A 17858-nucleotide genomic window follows, 5' to 3' on the forward strand; every position below is an offset into this window, starting at 1 on the left:
ACTCCACCCGCGGTGATGGGATTTTAGCCAACAAGGGCAACCACGGCCCCGGTTAGAAAACAGGCGAGGTTGCCCGCAAGCAGCGATTTGGGGCCGAGCGCGAAGATGTCCCTACGCCGCTCCGGGACCATGGCCCCGAGGCCGCCGAGGAGGATCCCCAGACTTCCGAGGTTGGCGAAGCCACACAGGGCATAAGTCAGAATCAGGCGGCTGTGGGAAGACAGGCCATCCTCCGGCAGGGCCGCTAGATTCAGGTAGGCGATCAGCTCGTTGAGCACGATCTTGGTGCCCATCAGCTCCCCGGCCAGGTTCGCTTCGCTCCAGGGGACGCCGAGCAGCCAGGCAACCGGGGCCATGGCCCATCCGAGCAGGCGCTGCAGACTCAGTGCCTCCCCGCCTACCGCGGGCAAAAGACCGCATAGCTGATTGACCAGACTCACGAGCGCCACCGCAACCACCAGGGTCGCCGCGACGCTGACCACCAGCTTCACGCCGTCGAAGGTAGCGCTGACGGCGGCCTCTACACTGCTGTTGTAGTCTGCGGTCAGGACGGCTGTCTCGTCAGGCCTGCCGTTAGCGAGGCCCGGCACCAGGAGGGCGGCGACCGCGATGGCGGCGGGAGCGCTGATCAGGGATGCCGTCATGAGGTTGCCGGCGGCATCCGGCACCACGGGGGCCAGAATGGTCGCGTAGAGCACGAACATGTTGCCCGCAATGGTCGCCATACCTGCGGTCATGACCGTGAACAGCCCGGCACGACTCATGTCCCGCAGGTAGGGCCGGATGAACAGAGGCGCCTCGATCATCCCGACGAATACGTTGGCGGCCGTCGATACGCCGACTGCACCACCCACATTGAGTAGCCTACGCAGCATCCAGGCAAAGCCGCGCACAATCATCGGCAGCACGCGCCAATGGAACAGCAAGGCGCTGAGTACACTGACCAGCAGGATCAAGGGCAAGCCCTGAAACGCGAGGATGAAGGCGTGTTCCGGGTATGCGGCCTCAAAGGGTGCAGCACCGCCGCCCAGATAACCGAATACAAACGCCGTGCCTTCCCGGGTCGCCGCTTGCACCGCCAGCACGGCCCGGTTCAGGACCTCGAAGGCGTTCTCCACCGGCTCCAATCGCAGTAGCAAAAGGGCACAGGCGAACTGGAGCAGGATGCTGAATACCACCAGCCGCCAGGACACGGAACCGCGGTTCTCGCTGAAGGCCCAGGCCAGGCCGAGCAGGATTACGATGCCGAAAGCCGCCTGCCATGCCATTGTCAACCGTCCTCCAAGTAAGCGCCTAGGTTGAGGTGAGGAACGAACTTCAACATCTTTTTTAATCCGCAGATTACGCAGATTTCCGCAGATGCCCCCGTTTGTTGACGCTGCAATTCATGGCAACGCGCCGGTCCCGAGTAGGGAGGATGAAGCAATCCTGAATGATTCGGCATTGTCGGAGAATTCGACGTGTTGCGTTCGACGCACCAAGGCGCGCTGATCGCCTGCCGGGTCGGTGCCGGCGTCTTAACGCAACCTACACCTACATTACCCCCCGCGCAGCTTGCCCGCGCGGACTTCGCTTTGGGTGTAGGTTGGGTTAGGCGCGCTGTCCGATCCCGAAGGACACAAACACCCTTGAACGCGCCGTAACCCAACACGTCCGGTCCCCCAAACAGCGCCAAATAATTCAGGATTGCTGGAAGCGAGTGGGGCCGGTTGGGCAAAGGGTGTAGGATGCGGTGAACGCGGGAGATCTTTACAGGAAGGCACTGCCGGGTGGTGCAAACCGCATCCATGAATGGCCCGTGCCCAACCAGTCGGGCACGCCCAGCGTCCAAAGATGCGGTCCGCTGCCTGCCGGTGCGTCCCTGCACGCAGACAGGTTCTCACCGCATCCTACGGCCCTAAGCAACCTCAGACTCCAGGTGAACATATTCCGCATTGCGGGCCAGGGCCTCGCGATAAAGGTGCTCCAGGTTCAGCCAGTACTCAGCAGGCTGCCGAAACACGCGCTCGAATTTGAGGGCGCTCTCGGGTGTGATGGAGGCCTTGGCCTTGATGATCTCGTTGATGGTCTTCTTCGCCAGACCAGTTCGCTCGGATAGCTCAACCTGAGACATGCCTCGGCTTTCCAACTCTTCTTCCAATATCTCACCCGGAGGCACCACGTAGTTTGGAAGGTACTGATTTTCAATTGTATTACTCATGAGTATCCTCCACGTCGAGAATCATGACGGCTGTGACGCTGCCCCAGTCGAGCCCACCTTCCTTCCTCAAAGGAAGCGGATTGTGGGCTGGTCTGAAGAGCAGCCGGTATGGGTGATCCAGATCTACGGATAAAACCCCTTTGCGGTTTTCTTTCAACTCATGACAACGCGCCGGTCCTGAATAGGGAGGATGGAAGATTGCCAATGTCGGGGCTGCTCGAAGCTGGGCAAGGCGACGCTTCAGTCCGGTCCTCCAAACAGCGCCAAATAATTCAGGATTGCCTGGTGCCATCGACATAGCGGTCCCGTGCGTCTTTGGCGCGCTGGAAGATTTCCAGCAGATGGTCGCCGTCGCCGCGGCGGATGGTGGCGGCGAGGTCCAGCATCTCGTCGCCGAATTGGCGCAGCATCTTCCCCAGCTGTTCTCGATTGGCAATGCAGATGTCCCGCCACATGATCGGGTCGCTGGATGCGATGCGGGTAAAGTCTCGAAACCCCCCCGCGGCGTAGCGGAAGATCTCGTCGTTCTCCCGCAGCCGCGCCAGGGCGTCCACCAGGCCGAAGGCCAGCATGTGGGGCAGATGGCTGGTGGCGGCCAGGATTTGATCGTGGTGGGCCACGTCCATGGTGGTGACCTGAGCGCCGCAGCTGCGCCACATCCGGGTCACGCGGTCCAGGGCCTCTGAGTCGGTGGCGGGGAGGGGGGTCAGGATGACGCACCGGTCGCGGTAAAGGGTCGGAAAGGAGGCCTCCACGCCGCTGTGCTCGGTGCCGGCGATGGGATGGCCGGGGACCAGGTGCGTCGGCACATCGCCGAAGATCGCCTGGGCGTCCGTCACCACGCTGCCCTTGACACTGCCCCCGTCGGTGACGACCGCATCGTCCCGCAGCCGTCCTTTGATGGCGGCAAAGGTGTCCCGCATGGCGCCGAGGGGAACGGCGATGAAGACCAGATCGGCACCCTGCACCGCCTGCGCCGGGTCCTGCGCGTAGCGGTCGATCACGCCCAGCTCGCGGGCCCGCTCCAGGTTGGCGACGGAGCGGCCGCAACCGACGATCTGGTCTACCGTGCCTGCGGCGCGCAGGGCCCGGGCCAGGGAGCCGCCGATCAGACCGACCCCGATGACGGTCAGCCGCGCGATCATTTGCCCAGCACGGATGCCAATGCGGCCAGAAATCGGGCGTTTTCCGCTGCCAGTCCGACGCTCACCCGGAGGTGGCTGGGAAGCCCGTAATTGGCGAGGCGACGGGCGATGCAGCCCGCGCGTAATAGGTCCCGATCCACGGGCCCCGCGGGTCGGCCGAGATCCACGGTAATGAAGTTGCCTACCGAGGGGATGTAGCTCAGCCCGAGGTGGTCGAATCCGGCGGCGAGCTGCGCCAGTCCTGCGTCGTTGAGGGTGACCGAGTCCCGCACATGGTCGGCATCGCCGAGGGCTGCCAGCGCCGCCAGCTGGGCCGGGGTGTTGACATTGAAGGGTTGACGCACCCGGTTCAGGAGCTCGGCGATGCGCGGGTCGCTGATCCCGTAGCCTATCCGCAGGGCGGCCAGCCCGTGTACCTTGGAGAAGGTGCGGGTAACGATGAGATTAGGGAATGCGTCGAGCCAGGTCGAGGTGTCCGGGTAGTCGGGGGCCTGTACATACTCGCTGTAGGCCTCGTCTACCACGGCGATGCAGGTCGCCGGCAGGGAGGCCAGAAAGGTGCGCAGCGATGCGGCCGGGAGCCAGGTGCCAGTGGGGTTGTTGGGGTTGGCGATCCAGACCACACGGGTATGCCGGTTGACCAAGGCACCCATGGCGTCCAGGTCGTGGCCGTAGTCCCGCGCCGGCGCGATCCGGGCGGTTGCCCCAACGGCCTGGGTCGCGATGGGATAGACCGCGAAGGCGTGCTCCGAGAAGACGGATTCCGCCCCCGGTCGCAGGAAGGTCCGGGCCACCAGGTCCAGGACATCGTTGGAGCCGTTGCCCAAGGTGATGGCCGCCGGGTCTAGGCTGTGGCGTTCCGCCAAGGCCCGGTGCAGCTCGCAGCCGCCACCGTCCGGGTAGCGGCCCAAGTCCGGCATGGCAGCGGTGAACGCCGCCCGCGCCTTGGATCCCGGCCCGAGCGGGTTCTCGTTGGACGCGAGCTTGATCGAGTCGCGGATGCCCAGTTCCCGTTCCAGCTCGGAGATGGGCTTGCCCGGGACATAGGGGTGCAGCCCCGGCAGTCCGGGGGCGGTGAACGCGAGGAAAGGGTTGTCCGGAATCGGCATCTGAGGGGTTTCGGGCGTTCAAGGATTGAATCGCTGCTGCTCGATTCGATGCTCGAGTAGCACTCGGATCACCACATCAGATCATCCGGTATCTTGTAGTCGGCATAGCCGTCGTCTGCATCGCCGTCGTCTCCCGGTGTGTTCAGCAGTACGACCAGGCGTTCGTCGCGCGCCCGGACCCTTTCTGCGATGGCGGGGGATACCAGTTCGAAGCCCGTGTCCTGGCGCACGATGGCGAGCTTGCCCTTGGCGAGCTTGCTCTGCTGATCGGCCGTCACATAGATGCGTTTGATATTGCCGCCATCGAGAAAGCTGTAGGCGATGTCTCCTTCCCCCCGCGGGATCCGGTTGGTGTGGATGAGGTGGCGCAGCTCGTTTGCCTCGGCCTTGCGTCGTGCCTCTTCCTGGCGTTGCCGATTGAGCTCGCTGTCGCGCCGCGCCTTCTCCGCCGCGGCCTGTTGCGCGCGTCGCCGGCCTTCAGCCTCGGCCTTTGCCTTGCCGCCGTCCTGTTTGCCCTGCTTGCGCTTGGACGAGCGGACTTGTTTTACCTGCTGCTCGTCGACGAGACCGGCCTTGAGTAACTGGTCTTGGAGTGAGTTTCCCATTGTTCAGCTCGCCGGAATCTTTGAAGATGCGGACAAGGGGCGAGAATCTATCAGCAAAATGTCCGAATGCAAATCCCGATCCGAGCGTATCGGTAGTTTTAGGTGATGGGCACGCCTCGCTTTGTGCATCCTGCAGGCAGCCACGGTTCGGAAATCTCCACGGAGTGGCCGAAACCTTGGACCCACTTGATGGACGCTTGCTGTGCCCATCCTGGTACCTCGTTTCCCCTTATTTTTCGTCCTCAGCGAGGCGAGAAGCGGCCAGATGCGAGGCGCGCGAGCGCAGGAATAGCCTCTCCTATTTCAAGCTCGCGCAACAACGCAGATGGCCGCTTCTCGCCGCGCCCGAAGGGAGCCCCCAAGCGCGCCAATGCGGCGTTACAGCGCTTGGCAAGAGGAGGAGCTATTCCCTGCGCGCTGTGCCTTGCCTGGGCGCGTTTGGGGGGCTCTGAGAATGAAAAAATAAGGGGAAACGGGGTACTAGTGTTCTGGTTTTGTACGCTTTCAGATTTTCACAGATGAAAGACGAAACAATCTGTGAACATCTGCGTAATCTGTGGATTAATAAAGAAGGTTGGGGTTCCTCCATCGCCCCAACGACACTGCCGGCGACTGGCGACTGGAAGCTGGGAAAGTCGATCTGCCGAAGTCATGTTTTCCGGAAGCTTTGTACGCGCTCGCCCGACGAGATTATCTGCGACTATACCGACATCCCGCCGGGCGCGTAGAATGCTAGTGCGGTGAACCAAATTACACAGTGGAGAGAATTTCCCATGAAACAACGTATCTTATTCATCCTCCCATTCCTGTGCCTGCTCATGACACCCGTTCAGGCGGCGAAGCCCGGGAAGATCGGCTATGTGAACATGCAGGAGGTGATCGATAAGAGCAAGTTGGGTCGGCAGGCACAGGAAACGCTCAAAAAGAAGTTCGGGGATAGACAACAGGAACTTGCCAAAGAGCAGCAATCGATCCAGCAGCTGCAGCAGACCTTCGACAAGGATAAGGCCCTGATGAGTAAGAAGGAGCTCGACAAAAAGACCGCCGAGATCCGGGAGCGCAAGAAGAAATTCCAACAAAAGGTGGCACAGCTCCAAAAGGAAGTGGCGCAGGAGGAAAACAAGCTCGCGAACCGGATCCTGGAGCCGACACCGGCGATCATTGCCGCAGTGGCTAAGAATAAGCAGGTCTCCGCGGTCTTCGAGCGTCGCCAGAGCGGCCTTCTCTACATCGATGACGGCCTGGACCTTACTGCCGAGGTCATCAAACGGCTCAACGCCAAGAAACTCGACCCCAAGTAATAGACAGTGCCGCCGGCGTGGTGCCGATCCAGGTAGGGGACCAATCGTTAGGGTTTTGTTACCATAAGGCCTCGGCATCCACATTAAGATGAGGAGATGTGAATCCATGCTTGGCGAATCCCACGACCTGCGTCACGAATTTCCGACTCTAGATGACAGAATCTCCGTGCTGTGCGACTCCGACGAGGAGTTTGCGCATCTGATGAAGGATCACGATAATCTGGATGCTCAGGTACGTAAGCTGGAGGAGCTGGGCACGCCGGTGGCCGACGAGACGATCGGGGACCTCAAAAAGGAACGTCTTCTGATGAAAGATCGTCTCTATGCAATGCTGCGCACAAGCTGAGCGAGCCGGGCCTTACGGGGAATACGGAAGGTAAGTTCATCACCGAGCAGGTCGCGTCGAGATAGCCCGTGTTGCGATTCAAGATTATTCCCGTCACCCTGTTTCAGCAGAATTGCACCCTACTGTGGTGCGACGAAACCGGTCACGCCGCCGTCGTCGATCCCGGCGGAGAGACGACGCGGGTGCTGGCCGCGATTCAGGAGGCGGAAGTCGAGCCGGTCAAGATCCTGCTTACCCATGGCCATCTGGACCACGTGGGGGGAGCCGCGGAGCTTGCCGAACGCCTCGACCTGCCTATCGAGGGTCCTCATCGAGGCGACGAGTTCCTACTCAAATCCCTTGCGGCCCAGAGCCAGCTGTTCGGTGTCCCGGAAGTCCGCGGCGTCTCCACCGGGCGCTGGCTGGAAGACGGTGACTCGGTCCGGATCGGCGCCCTGGAGCTGCGGGTGATCCACTGCCCCGGCCACTCGCCGGGCCATGTCGTCTTTTTCAATGAGACAGCCAGGTTGGCGCAGGTGGGCGATGTGCTGTTCCAGGGCTCGATCGGGCGCACGGATCTGCCGCGCGGTAACCATCAGAACCTAGTGGATTCCATCCGTCGGTGTCTCTTTCCGCTCGGCGACGACGTCTGGTTCATTCCCGGACATGGCCCCATGTCGAGCTTCGGTGACGAGCGTCGCAACAATCCCTTTGTCCGCGATCCCCTGGTCTGAGATTCAGGGTAACCGGATAGACCGGGGTTGCGGATGAGTAAAGCGGGTCCGGGCCTATCGCCATCCGCATCCGGGCACGGCAGTCGGGACGCTGTGATTCGTGGTGCCCGAGCGTCTCCCGCGGGTGGCGAGGAGCCGGTCCCCCCCGGACGGTCGAGCGGCACGCGTTTCATCGAGCCCTATCGGTTCGACTCAGAGCAACGGGCGGCAATTCTCTCCCGGCTCCAGGAGCGAAGTATCGGTGACGAGGAGAGCCGAAGTCTGTTCGTAGCCGCGCTGGAGTACGATCTGGCGAGCTGCGGCTGGCTTACGACCCCAGGGCAGCGGCCCGCGACGTCCGACCACCAGGAAAATGACCCCGATCTGGATGCGGCGGCCATGGCTGCCCTTGTGGAGACCGCGGAGAAGCTGGTGCAGGAGCTGGCAAATCTCGACCCTGCCACATCGCTGCGTCTGCAACAGGGGCTTGAATCGACGGACCATCTCCGGCGCGGCGATGGCGGGGACTGCCTCGAAACCCTGCTCGGCGAGCTGCGACGAGTCGTAAACGTCGGCAGGTCACTCGGCCGACTCGCCGGATCGGTGGCCCCGAGGCCCGCCTATTCTGACGAGGCACGCCGTTTTGTCCTGCGCGTCGCGGATGCCTTTGAAGACTGCTTCGAGCTGGCCCCCGATACCCGGTCCGACTCCCCCTTCCCGATCGCACTCGATGCCATCGTCACCGCCACGGATATCGCTGTGCCGACGGATCAGGATGCACTCACCAGGATACTGGGTCGAGACTAAAGTTATACCCGTCACACGTGAATATTTCGCCGCGATGCACGCCGCTCGCACCCGCTAGCGGCGTTGCGCCGAAAGGCTACGCGGTCCTTGCTTCGCCTTCCGGTACGGGCCATACATCCCGGTATACCCGTGAAGCCTATCGGCTTCACCGTCGCAATCAGGCTGGCTATTCCTCCTCGTCGCGTCTTGCTCTCGGGCACGAGAGGCACACCTCGCTTACCGAAATATTCACGTGCGACGGGTATATCTAGCCCCTTGCGTGAAGTATGATATATTCATACTCATGAGTACTATTGAGCGTATCACCATTACCCTAACCGCCGAGATGGTTCAAGCCGTGCGGTCTGCCGTGCAAGCAGGTGAGTATGCTTCCAGCAGCGAGATTATCCGCGAGGCTCTGCGTGACTGGCGGCACAAACGGGCCTTGCAGGAACAGGAGCTCAAAGCGCTGCGTGCAAAGGTTCAGGAAGGGCTGTCCGATATCGAGAAAGGCCGGGTACACGACTTCGATCCGGAGCGCATCATCAGGAAGGGAGAGCAACAATTACAAAATCCCGAACCCTCGGCATAGCCGAGAGCGCAGAACAGGATCTGGTTGATATCTGGTGTTTTATCGCGCAGGACGACCGCCGCGCCGCCTCAAAGCTTATCCGGCAGATCGAAGCGCGTTTCTCGACCCTGCTCTCCCATCCGGAGATCGGTCCGCGCCGAGATCATCTCGCCAAAGGGTTGCGGGCGCACTTTCACCGCGACTACGTGCTGTACTACCGCTTCACGGCTACAGAGGTGATTATTGTGCGTGTTGTGCACGGTGCCCGTGATGTGCAGGCATTGATGTTCGACGAAGAGTAATCCTGGGATAGAGCCTTTGGCTGTATACCTCGGAGCGATTCCGCCCGACAATCACCCAGATTATCCGTGAACGGGAGAAAGGCAAATGCAAATCGGAATGATCGGTCTCGGGCGTATGGGCGCCAACATGGTGACTCGACTCATGCGCGACGGACACTCGTGCGTCGCCTACGACCGCGATACCCAGACGGTCCGGGAGTTGGCTGCTGCCGGTGCAATCGGGGCCCAAGACGCGGCCGATCTCTGCGCTAAGCTGGCCAAGCCGCGGGCCGTCTGGATCATGGTGCCGGCGGCGGCGGTGGACGCGGTCGTCGCAGCACTCTTGCCCTGCATGGAGGCAGGCGACATCATCGTCGACGGTGGCAACTCTCATTATAAGGAGGCCATCCGACGCGCCAAGCGACTCACCGATGCCGGCATGTATTTCCTGGACTGCGGCACCAGCGGTGGGGTTTGGGGTCTGGAGCGCGGATACTGCCTGATGATCGGCGGCGATGCGGACGCCGTGCGCCGGCTTGATCCCATCTTCAAAACCTTGGCGCCCGGGCCCGGTGACAGCGAACGCACCGCCGGTCGCAGCGGCGACTATGACACAGCGGAGCAGGGCTATCTGCACTGTGGTCCAAGCGGTGCCGGCCATTTCGTGAAGATGGTCCACAATGGGATCGAATACGCCTTGATGGCCGCCTATGCGGAAGGCCTGAATCTCCTCAGGCATGCCGGCGTCGGTCGCAATGTCCGGGCGATCGACGCCGAGACGGCTCCCCTCGGCGATCCGGAGCATTATCAATATGATATCGATATATCCCGGGTCGCCGAGGTCTGGCGCCGGGGCAGTGTGGTAGCCTCCTGGCTGCTGGATCTCACCGCCAATGCCTTAAACCAAGACCCGGAGCTCAGCCGGTTCGGGGGGCGGGTGTCCGATTCGGGCGAAGGTCGCTGGACCTGTATGGCGGCGATCGAGACCGGCACGCCGGCCCCTCTCCTGACGACTGCCCTCTATGAGCGCTTCGGCTCCCGCGGAGAAGCGGATTTTGCCAATCAGATCCTAGCGGCCATGCGCTACCAGTTCGGCGGTCACCATGAAAAGAAGGACTGATGGATCTGGTTTTCTCGTTCCCACGCGCTGCGTGGGAACGAGAGAAGTTTCAGCAGTATGGGTGGACACAGCCCACCCTACGGGTCCGGTTCGCCAAGCCGCGACTCAAGTCGTGCGGAAAAGGGTCGCAAGCGGACCCTGGACGATGAATGTCAACAGCCCCTTGATATCCAAGGAGATGTCTGGTGTCTCTGATGCAGTCCAACTATACCCAGGCCCCGCCAGCGTTGCCGAACGCCATGGTTATCTTTGGTGCCGGGGGGGATCTGACCAAGCGCAAGCTGATCCCGGCCCTGCTCCATCTCTGCAAGGCTTGTCTGCTGCCGGACAGCTTCGCGGTACTCGGGCTGGACCGCTTGGACCTGGACGACGATGCCTTCCGGGACCTGATGGGGGAGCATATCCGGGATCACGTCGGCGCCGCCTTCGACCAGGCGGTCTGGGAGCGTCTGATCGGGCGTCTCCACTACATGCAAATCGACATGCTCGAGGGTGCCGATTACGAACGTCTGCGCGGGCGCCTGAGTGAGATCGATACCCAGCGTGAGACCGAAGGCAATTACCTGTTCTACATGGCGATCCCCCCCAGCCTCTTCCCCCACGTGACCGGTCGTCTGGGTGAGACCGGTCTGCTGCAGGAGACCGCGAACGACTGGCGGCGCGTCGTCATCGAGAAGCCTTTCGGGCGGGACCTGGAATCCGCGGTGGCACTCAACCACGAGCTGCACGACAACCTGAATGAGCGGCAGATCTACCGTATCGATCACTATCTGGGTAAGGAGACGGTGCAGAATATCATGGTGTTCCGCTTCGCCAACGGCTTCATCGAGCCGCTGTGGAACCACCATCACATCGACCATGTGCAGCTCACGGTAGCCGAGTCCGTCGGCGTCGAGCACCGGGGTGCCTATTACGAGGAGGCGGGCGCCCTGCGGGACATGATCCCGAACCACCTCCTGGTGTTGCTCGGGTTTATCGCCATGGAGCCGCCGAACTCATTCGAGTCCAGTGCTCTGCGCGACGAGGTCAACAAGGTGCTCGACGCCATCGAGCCCTTGTCACCGGAGGATGTGCTCAGGCACGCCGTGCGCGGGCAGTATGGCGAGGGCGATATGCCCAGCGGTGAGAAGGTGAAGGCCTATCGCTCGTCCCCGGGGGTCGATCTCCAATCCCGTACCGAGACCTTCGCTGCGCTCAAGCTCACCATAGACAACTGGCGCTGGGCCGGCGTGCCCTTTTATCTGCGCACCGGCAAGCGGCTGGCGGCCCAGTGCACGGAGATCGCGATCCAGTTCAAGAAGGCGCCGACGGTTATCTTTAAGAACACGGACGTGGAACAAGTCGATCCCAACATGCTGGTACTACGCATCCAACCCGCCGAAGGCATCCAAATGAGCCTCGGCGCCAAGGTGCCTGGCCCGACCATGGGGGTCGGCACCGTGAACATGGATTTCTGCTACGAGGACTACTTCGGCAACAAGCCGGCGACCGGCTACGAGACCCTGATCTACGACTGTATGAACGGCGATGCGACCCTGTATAAGCACGCCGACACGATCGAAAAGGGCTGGGAAATCGTGCAATCGGTCATGGATGTCTGGGCCGCGCTCCCGCCGCGGGACTTCCCGAACTATGCCGCCGGGACTTGGGGACCCACGGCTGCCGGCGCTTTACTCAAGAACGACGGCCGTCTGTGGCGCAGGATCAAGATTCCGAATAAGTGATGCGACCATGACGGATGGCAACACCAGCTGGGACCAGGGGAACATCAGCTATCGAATCGTGGATGTCATTAGCCTGAAAACCTGTGACAAGGCGGCATTCTGCGAACGCTACCTGCAACCCGGCATCCCCTGCGTGATTGAAGACTTGGTCACCGAATGGCCCGCCTTCCACAAGTGGGACAAGGACTATCTGAAGCAGACGTGCGGTGGAACGCGGGTGTTTTTTCATCACGAGACCGAGGGCAGGACTGATTTTGCGCGTCCGGCGACCCAGACCACACTGTCCGACTTCATGGTCAGAATCGAAAACGGCGAGCCGATCCGATTTTTCAGCCCTGCGCACCCCGTGTATGACTTCGTCGCCGGCAATCCGATCTTTACCGACGACGTGTGGCCCCGGACCTTTGCACATCTCCTCCCCGGCGGCCGTTTTATCGGCCTGGACCGACTGGATGCTCGGTTCTGGCCATGGTTACCGCCTTTCCCGCCGCAGCTGTATGTTGCCAACGCCGGTTCTCTGTCGCCGGGACACTATGACGAAGACTTGAGTCATACCTTTCATTGCTGCTTTTGGGGCAATAAAAGCGTCAAGCTGTTCGCTGACGACCCCCGGTCAAGAAACGCCATGCGTTATTTGAGCGACATCGATCTTTCGCAGCCGTTGGACTCGATACACCTGAAACGCCATCCTGAACTTGCCGGGCTCAGCGGTTGGTCGGCCTGGTTGCGTCCGGGTCAGGTTCTCTTTATCCCGAGCCGGATGTGGCATTGGTTTAAGTATGAGGAATTGAGCCTGGCCTACGTCGTTCGCGCTCGTTCATTCAACTCCTGGCGGGCGTATTCCGAGTTCGCGCGCGGTCCCCAGGGCCCACCGAATACCTTCCCTACCCATGCGGACCTGTGGCGGCGGGTCAGCTGGCGCGAAAGGGGCCTCTGGGGCAATCTCCTGGTGACCTTTGAGCGCCCGATCATCCTCGGCACTTGGGTGGTGATGAAGGCACTGTATCTGTACTTTTTGGAATCCGGTCGGCGGCGCCGGGTCGTATCCTGGCTGGCTGAGCGTTGGGGCCCTTCAAGGGTAGGACGCAAGACCTTATAGGTATCCGATCTTTTCCACATCGCCACACAACCTTAGTTGCTACCAGCTTCCAGCTACCAGTCGCCAGTTATCAACCGCTGGAAGCTGGTCGGGGTGACGGAGGAATCCCGACAGCTTTATCGCTTCCTCCGCGTCTTTGCGGTTCAAGAAGTGAACGTAGGTTGTGAGGAACGAATAGCTGGAAGCCGGCGACTGGTAGCTGGTAGCTAAAGGTGTGCCTTATAGTCCTGAAACAAATCATCTATGCGTCGCCACAGGGCACCGGGCACACCCTCGCCCACTGGTTTGCCGTCGAGCAGAGTGACCGGTTGCACCTCCCGGCTGGAGCTTGAGATCCATAGCTCGTCCGCCGTTTCGAGCTCGTCCCGAGTGATATGACGTTCCGCACACGGCATATCCACACCTCGGGCAAGCTCCAACACCAAGTCCCGGGTGATACCGCGTAATAAACGGTTACTCGCCGGAGGCGTCAGAATCTCCCCATCCTGTACGACGAAGGGGTTGGTGGAAGAGCCCTCTGTCACCAGTCCGTCGCGGACTAAGATCGCCTCGGCGGCACCGGCATCCTGGGCCGCCTGTCGGAGCAGGACATTACCTAGGAGCGCAGTGGCCTTGATATCGCAACGGTGCCAGCGATTGTCTTCCAGGACCACGGCGGCGATCCCTTTGCCGGAGATGTCCGGGTCCCGTGGCTCGGCGGTCCAGGCCATAACGAACACCGTGGGTTCGCCACCTTGCGGAAACAGGTGGTTGCGCGTCCGGTCTACGCCCCGCGTTACCTGCAGATAGAGCAACTGGTCAATATCCGGTATGGAGCCGGTCAGGCGCGCGAAGATCCGCTCCCAGGCGTCGAGTTGCAGGGGGTTCTCCATGCGAACCGACCCTAGGCTGTTGTCGAGCCGTTCCATGTGCTGTGACAACCGAAACGGACGCCCACCGTAGACGGGGATGAGCTCATAAACGCCGTCACCGAACAGGAATCCGCGATCCATAACCGGAACGCAGGCTTCCCCAAGGGGTATGAACTCACCGTTGAGATAGACTTCGCTTGTATCAGGTTCAGTCGACATCACTGCGGATACACCTAGGTGGAGGATGTGTTGACTGTGATCTTACACGCCATGTTTTAAGAGAATGACTGCAAAGGAGCAAACCCTGACCTCCGGGCTTGTCTCCCAATGGTACAGGATTCACAGGATTTCCAGGATTAACAGGATGTTATAATTGTTATTTAATAAAATAATCCTGTTAATCTTGTCCTATTAGCGGTTGGTACTGTGTTATGTCAACAGCTCCTAGAACCACTTCAACACCGCGTCCTTGCCCTTCTGCAGGATGCCGCCCTCGGCCACGTCCCGCAACGCCACGAGCGGCACGCGGCGCACCTCCTTACCTTCGAGGGCGATGCTGATATGGCCCACGACGGCGCCCTTGACGATGGGCGCGGAGATGTCGCGATCCTTTACCAGCTTGGCGGATAGTTTGTCATACGTGCGCCGCGGAATGGTCACGGAGACGTCCTCGGCCGGACCGACGGGTAGGTCTTCGACCTCGCCCATCCAGATGCGCAGGGTCTCAATCCGCTGGCCTCCGGCGTAGAGTTTGTGGGTCTCGTAGAAGCGGAAGCCGTAATTGAGCAACGCCAGGCTCGCCTGGGTCCGCACCGCTTCCCCCTGGCTCCCCATGACCACCGACGTGAGTCGCATATTGCCGCGTTCGGCGGAGGCCACCAGGCAGTAACCCGCGGTCTTGGTGTATCCGGTCTTGACCCCGTCGACAGACTCGTCCCGCCACAGGAGACGGTTGCGGTTACGCTGCTTGATGCGGTTGTAGGTGAACTCCTTTACGGCATACCACGCATAGTATTCCGGAAATTCACGGATACTCGCCGCGGTCACCAGGGCGATGTCGCGGGCGGTGGTGTAGTGGTCCTCATGGGGCAGCCCGGTGGCGTTCGTGAAGTTGCTGTTCTTCATCCCGATGCGCCTGGCGTGGGTATTCATCAGGTCCGCGAAGGTCTCTTCCGTGCCTCCGATGTGCTCGGCCAGGGCCACGCTGGCATCGTTCCCGGATTGAATGATCATGCCCTTGAGCAGATCTTCCACCGACACCTGCTTGCCGATCTCGATAAAGGTCTTGGAGCCGCCGGTACGCCACGCCCTCTCGCTGATGAGCACCTGGTCCCGGAGGGACAGATTGCCCCCGCCCAGTTCGCGGAATACCACGTAGGCGGTCATGATCTTGGTCAGACTGGCCGGCTCCAGGCGTTCGTCCGCATTGGATTCCACCAGCACCTTCCCGCTGTTATGGTCCACCAGCAAATAGCTCTTGGCAGCCAGCTGCGGTGGATCGGGGATGGGCATCTCGTCCGGTGCCCGGACCGGGGTCGGGGCGTCCGGTACGGGCATGTCGCCGGCTCGGATACCGGCGGAGAAGAAGAGAATAAGCAGGGCCGAGACGTGAAAGAGCGGCTTCATCGGCTACTCCACAACAATGTGAGATCCCTTCAGCCCCAGAGATGCCAGGTGCTGGGATAGATCCCTTGCGCTCTGTTGGGAATCGAGTGGTCCCACCTGGACCTTGTACCAAGGTGTCTCGTTATCGTCTAGTGTACGAATTCGGACCTGCTCGGCGATATGGTTCACCAAGAGGTGGCGCAAGTGCTCGGCATTCACGCGGCTGCCGAAGGCCCCTACCTGCAGGTATAACGAGGATCGGGGCCTTTGCCTGGGTTTCCCCTCGGTCGTGAATATCGCGACCTTCGGCTCAGACGCGGATGGTTCTGCGGTATCCGTTACCCGGTCTGGGGTGTCCGTAGTCGGTGCGCCGGGGCGCTTCGTCTTTACCACTCGGGTTGGGGTCTTCTCGGCTGGTGGGGCCGGCTTCGCCACCGCCGGTGTCTTTCGGGCAACAACCTTTTTGCGTGCCTTGGTCTTGCGTGTCCTGATCTTTGCTTCATGGGTATCGTCCGCAGCAGCGAGGAAACCATCCTGCCGGTCGGATTTCGGGTCACTGGGATCAATTCGGGTTGCGGTCTTCTCGGCCCGCGGGGTCGGCTTCGCCACTGCCGGTGTTTTCCGGGCGACAACTTTCTTACGTGCCTTGGTCTTGCGCGCCCTGATCTTTGCTTCATGCGTATCGTCCGCGGCAGCGAGGAAACCATCCCGCCGGTCGGATTTCGGGTCCCTGGGGTCGATGGCCCTGATCTCCACCCTTGCGATCCCTCTGCCCGCCATTCCCAGCTTGCGGGCAGCCGAATAGGATAGATCGATGATTCGGTTGCCGTGGAAGGGACCACGGTCATTGACCCTGACCACCGTGCTGCGTCCGTTCGTCAAGTTGGTCACCCGCACATAGGTCGGCAGCGGCAGGGTCTTGTGGGCCGCGGTCATGGCGTACATGTTGTAACGCTCGCCGTTGCTGGTCTTGCGGCCGTGGAACTTTTTACCGTACCAGGAGGCCAATCCCCGCTCTACGTGGCCCTTGCTGCTGGCCTTGGTGTAATAACGCTTGCCGAAGACGACGTAGGACTTCGGATTACCATACTTGCTCTTGGGCTCGACCTTGGGTACTACATCCGCAATGTCGGCCAACCCCGGAGGATCATCCGGTATCTTGTCTCCGGTGCCGGAGCAACCGCCCAACAGCCCCAGCAGCAAGAGCAGACCGACGCTGCTCCCACTCCGGCAGTCTCGAAGTTTCGATAACATGGTAATTATTCTTGTCCGCGAATGAACGCCAATGGACTCAAAAGATCACATGATCTTTTCTGTCCGCAGATTCTCACGGGTTGTTTCGTTTGCGGATAAGTCTTCAGTGAAAATCCTGCCGTTTACGCCCCGCTTCATATGTCGCCTGGATCTCGCGACTGAGCTGGTACACGGCCATGGCATAGAGATTGCTGTGGTTGTAACGGGTAATCACGTAGAAGTTCTTAAGTCCCACCCAATACTCGGGCTCTGGGGCATGGAGGCGGATCAGGGTCGCCCGCGTCGATCCGGGTAGGTGTCCATCATCGACTACTATACCCGCTGCCTTGAGCCTGTCGAGACTGATTGAGGGCTTTACGGGCCTTTTTCCCGCCGGCGCGATGCCCCTTGGTGCTCCATCCGTAACCCTGGTGGGGAAGGCCACCGGCTCTGTGGCCATCCAACCATGTTGTTCGAGATAGTTGCCTACGCTTCCGATCACATCCGCTTTGCTTTCCCATAGGTCCCGCTGGCCGTCACCGTCGAAGTCCACGGCGTAGGCGCGATAGCTCGAGGGGATGAATTGGGGTAGACCCATGGCGCCGGCATAGGAGCCCCTCAGCCCCAAGGCGTCGATGGATTCCTCCCGGGACAGGAGTAGCAGCGCTGCGAGCTCCTTGCGGAAGAAGTCCGCACGTTTGGGATAGGAAAAGCCCAGGGTGCTCAGGGCATCGATTACCCGGTGCCTGCCCAGGTTGCCGCCGTAGTTGGTCTCGACGCCGATAATGGCGGCGATGATCTGCGGCGGTACCCCGTAGACCACCCGCGCGCGCTCCAGGGACCCGCGGTTCTCACGCCAGAAGGCGGCACCGCCTTGGATCCGCCTGTCGGTGAGGAAGAGCGGCCGGTATTTATACCAGGGCTTGGCCTCGAAAGGACGGCGGATGGCGTCTATCACCGCCTGGCTATAGCGGGCCTGCCCCATGAGGGTCACGAGCTCGCCCTGGTCGAAGCCGTGCCGGCGGACCATTTCGGAAACGAAACCTTCGGTGCCCGCGCGATAGCTCGCCGGCTCCTGCGCCGCCGCAGTCAGGAACACCAAGGTCGCAAGCATCCCGTACCACCAACGAATTAATCGCATCGCTTAAGTTCCCAGGTACATCTGCGTACAAAATTCGGAGCGGAGTCAA

Annotated in this window: 19 protein-coding genes and 1 pseudogene; 10 read left to right on the forward strand and 10 right to left on the reverse strand. The window is 61.0% G+C overall.

Annotated features, from left to right (window positions below; translation table 11 throughout):
- Positions 1-23: 23 nt before the first annotated feature.
- From E1958_RS04635 to E1958_RS04660, 5 genes are all read right to left on the reverse strand, one after another.
- Positions 24-1268, reverse strand: coding sequence for a NupC/NupG family nucleoside CNT transporter (locus tag E1958_RS04635; protein WP_133510825.1), 1245 nt, complete (start codon positions 1266-1268; stop codon positions 24-26).
- Between the two features lie 629 nt (positions 1269-1897).
- The gene (locus tag E1958_RS04640; protein WP_133510826.1) at positions 1898-2200 is read right to left on the reverse strand and encodes a HigA family addiction module antitoxin; all 303 of its coding nucleotides are present in this window, start codon (positions 2198-2200) and stop codon (positions 1898-1900) included.
- 272 nt (positions 2201-2472) lie between these two features.
- Complete coding sequence (locus tag E1958_RS04650; RefSeq protein WP_133510828.1) at positions 2473-3345, reverse strand: prephenate dehydrogenase; 873 nt, start codon at positions 3343-3345, stop codon at positions 2473-2475.
- A complete protein-coding gene (hisC, locus tag E1958_RS04655) occupies positions 3342-4454 on the reverse strand; it encodes a histidinol-phosphate transaminase (RefSeq protein ID WP_207787670.1) in 1113 nt (370 codons plus the stop codon). The genes E1958_RS04650 and hisC overlap by 4 nt, the downstream gene beginning before the upstream one ends.
- Positions 4455-4522: 68 nt before the next feature.
- Complete coding sequence (locus E1958_RS04660) at positions 4523-5059, reverse strand: DUF2058 domain-containing protein (RefSeq protein WP_133510829.1); 537 nt, start codon at positions 5057-5059, stop codon at positions 4523-4525.
- A gap of 518 nt (positions 5060-5577) precedes the next feature.
- Here E1958_RS04660 and E1958_RS04665 point away from each other — a divergent pair.
- The 10 genes from E1958_RS04665 to E1958_RS04710 all read left to right on the forward strand — a co-directional run bounded on the left by E1958_RS04665 (position 5578) and on the right by E1958_RS04710 (position 12979).
- A complete protein-coding gene (locus E1958_RS04665; protein ID WP_133510830.1) occupies positions 5578-5787 on the forward strand; it encodes a hypothetical protein in 210 nt (69 codons plus the stop codon).
- Positions 5788-5832: 45 nt separating this feature from the next.
- Positions 5833-6360 (forward strand): OmpH/Skp family outer membrane protein, encoded by a 528-nt coding sequence (locus tag E1958_RS04670; protein ID WP_133510831.1) that lies wholly within the window; start codon positions 5833-5835, stop codon positions 6358-6360.
- Between the two features lie 106 nt (positions 6361-6466).
- A complete protein-coding gene (locus E1958_RS04675; RefSeq protein WP_089727668.1) occupies positions 6467-6706 on the forward strand; it encodes an HP1242/YdcH family protein in 240 nt (79 codons plus the stop codon).
- A 71-nt stretch (positions 6707-6777) separates the two neighbouring features.
- Positions 6778-7419, forward strand: a complete 642-nt coding sequence (locus tag E1958_RS04680) for an MBL fold metallo-hydrolase (RefSeq protein ID WP_089727666.1) — start codon at positions 6778-6780, stop codon at positions 7417-7419.
- A 33-nt stretch (positions 7420-7452) separates the two neighbouring features.
- Positions 7453-8205, forward strand: coding sequence for a hypothetical protein (locus tag E1958_RS04685; RefSeq protein WP_133510832.1), 753 nt, complete (start codon positions 7453-7455; stop codon positions 8203-8205).
- 283 nt (positions 8206-8488) lie between these two features.
- The gene (locus tag E1958_RS04690) at positions 8489-8776 is read left to right on the forward strand and encodes a type II toxin-antitoxin system ParD family antitoxin (protein WP_133510833.1); all 288 of its coding nucleotides are present in this window, start codon (positions 8489-8491) and stop codon (positions 8774-8776) included.
- On the forward strand, positions 8773-9057 hold the full coding sequence (locus E1958_RS21880; protein ID WP_424945067.1) for a type II toxin-antitoxin system RelE/ParE family toxin: 285 nt from the start codon (positions 8773-8775) through the stop codon (positions 9055-9057). The genes E1958_RS04690 and E1958_RS21880 overlap by 4 nt, the downstream gene beginning before the upstream one ends.
- 85 nt (positions 9058-9142) lie before the next feature.
- The gene (gnd, locus tag E1958_RS04700; RefSeq protein ID WP_133510834.1) at positions 9143-10156 is read left to right on the forward strand and encodes a phosphogluconate dehydrogenase (NAD(+)-dependent, decarboxylating); all 1014 of its coding nucleotides are present in this window, start codon (positions 9143-9145) and stop codon (positions 10154-10156) included.
- A 194-nt stretch (positions 10157-10350) separates the two neighbouring features.
- Positions 10351-11880, forward strand: coding sequence for a glucose-6-phosphate dehydrogenase (gene zwf, locus E1958_RS04705; protein WP_133510909.1), 1530 nt, complete (start codon positions 10351-10353; stop codon positions 11878-11880).
- Between the two features lie 7 nt (positions 11881-11887).
- Positions 11888-12979, forward strand: a complete 1092-nt coding sequence (locus tag E1958_RS04710) for a cupin-like domain-containing protein (protein ID WP_165741723.1) — start codon at positions 11888-11890, stop codon at positions 12977-12979.
- Positions 12980-13185: 206 nt separating this feature from the next.
- On the opposite strand, the gene E1958_RS04715 is transcribed toward E1958_RS04710, so the two are convergent.
- The 5 genes and pseudogenes from E1958_RS04715 to mltB form a co-directional block, all read right to left on the reverse strand.
- Positions 13186-14049, reverse strand: coding sequence for an aminotransferase class IV (locus tag E1958_RS04715; protein ID WP_133510836.1), 864 nt, complete (start codon positions 14047-14049; stop codon positions 13186-13188).
- 225 nt (positions 14050-14274) lie between these two features.
- Positions 14275-15456, reverse strand: coding sequence for a D-alanyl-D-alanine carboxypeptidase family protein (locus E1958_RS04720; protein ID WP_207787669.1), 1182 nt, complete (start codon positions 15454-15456; stop codon positions 14275-14277).
- 3 nt (positions 15457-15459) lie between these two features.
- On the reverse strand, positions 15460-15870 hold the full coding sequence (locus E1958_RS21160; protein WP_424945068.1) for an SPOR domain-containing protein: 411 nt from the start codon (positions 15868-15870) through the stop codon (positions 15460-15462).
- A 141-nt stretch (positions 15871-16011) separates the two neighbouring features.
- Positions 16012-16689 (reverse strand): annotated as a pseudogene (locus tag E1958_RS21165) (septal ring lytic transglycosylase RlpA family protein); the annotation flags it as partial.
- 103 nt (positions 16690-16792) lie between these two features.
- Positions 16793-17809 carry a lytic murein transglycosylase B gene (gene mltB / locus E1958_RS04730; RefSeq protein ID WP_133510838.1) on the reverse strand — a complete coding sequence of 339 codons (1017 nt, stop codon included), beginning with the start codon at positions 17807-17809 and terminating at the stop codon, positions 16793-16795.
- Positions 17810-17858 lie beyond the last annotated feature (49 nt).

Source organism: Candidatus Thiosymbion oneisti (assembly GCF_004359955.1).
Lineage (GTDB): Bacteria > Pseudomonadota > Gammaproteobacteria > Chromatiales > Chromatiaceae > Thiosymbion > Thiosymbion oneisti.

What these genes read in the sequence shown, in the direction of transcription:
- E1958_RS04665 (WP_133510830.1), top strand. Translation starts at nt 5,578, where the DNA reads ATGAAAGACGAAACAATCTGTGAACATCTGCGTAATCTGTGGATTAAT.
- E1958_RS04650 (WP_133510828.1), bottom strand. Translation starts at nt 3,345, where the DNA reads ATGATCGCGCGGCTGACCGTCATCGGGGTCGGTCTGATCGGCGGCTCC.
- E1958_RS04660 (WP_133510829.1), bottom strand. Translation starts at nt 5,059, where the DNA reads ATGGGAAACTCACTCCAAGACCAGTTACTCAAGGCCGGTCTCGTCGAC.
- hisC (WP_207787670.1), bottom strand. Translation starts at nt 4,454, where the DNA reads ATGCCGATTCCGGACAACCCTTTCCTCGCGTTCACCGCCCCCGGACTG.
- E1958_RS04720 (WP_207787669.1), bottom strand. Translation starts at nt 15,456, where the DNA reads ATGAAGCCGCTCTTTCACGTCTCGGCCCTGCTTATTCTCTTCTTCTCC.
- E1958_RS04675 (WP_089727668.1), top strand. Translation starts at nt 6,467, where the DNA reads ATGCTTGGCGAATCCCACGACCTGCGTCACGAATTTCCGACTCTAGAT.
- E1958_RS04685 (WP_133510832.1), top strand. Translation starts at nt 7,453, where the DNA reads ATGAGTAAAGCGGGTCCGGGCCTATCGCCATCCGCATCCGGGCACGGC.
- E1958_RS04670 (WP_133510831.1), top strand. Translation starts at nt 5,833, where the DNA reads ATGAAACAACGTATCTTATTCATCCTCCCATTCCTGTGCCTGCTCATG.
- E1958_RS04635 (WP_133510825.1), bottom strand. Translation starts at nt 1,268, where the DNA reads ATGGCATGGCAGGCGGCTTTCGGCATCGTAATCCTGCTCGGCCTGGCC.
- E1958_RS04690 (WP_133510833.1), top strand. Translation starts at nt 8,489, where the DNA reads ATGAGTACTATTGAGCGTATCACCATTACCCTAACCGCCGAGATGGTT.
- E1958_RS04710 (WP_165741723.1), top strand. Translation starts at nt 11,888, where the DNA reads ATGACGGATGGCAACACCAGCTGGGACCAGGGGAACATCAGCTATCGA.
- E1958_RS04715 (WP_133510836.1), bottom strand. Translation starts at nt 14,049, where the DNA reads ATGTCGACTGAACCTGATACAAGCGAAGTCTATCTCAACGGTGAGTTC.
- gnd (WP_133510834.1), top strand. Translation starts at nt 9,143, where the DNA reads ATGCAAATCGGAATGATCGGTCTCGGGCGTATGGGCGCCAACATGGTG.
- zwf (WP_133510909.1), top strand. Translation starts at nt 10,351, where the DNA reads ATGCAGTCCAACTATACCCAGGCCCCGCCAGCGTTGCCGAACGCCATG.
- E1958_RS04640 (WP_133510826.1), bottom strand. Translation starts at nt 2,200, where the DNA reads ATGAGTAATACAATTGAAAATCAGTACCTTCCAAACTACGTGGTGCCT.
- mltB (WP_133510838.1), bottom strand. Translation starts at nt 17,809, where the DNA reads ATGCGATTAATTCGTTGGTGGTACGGGATGCTTGCGACCTTGGTGTTC.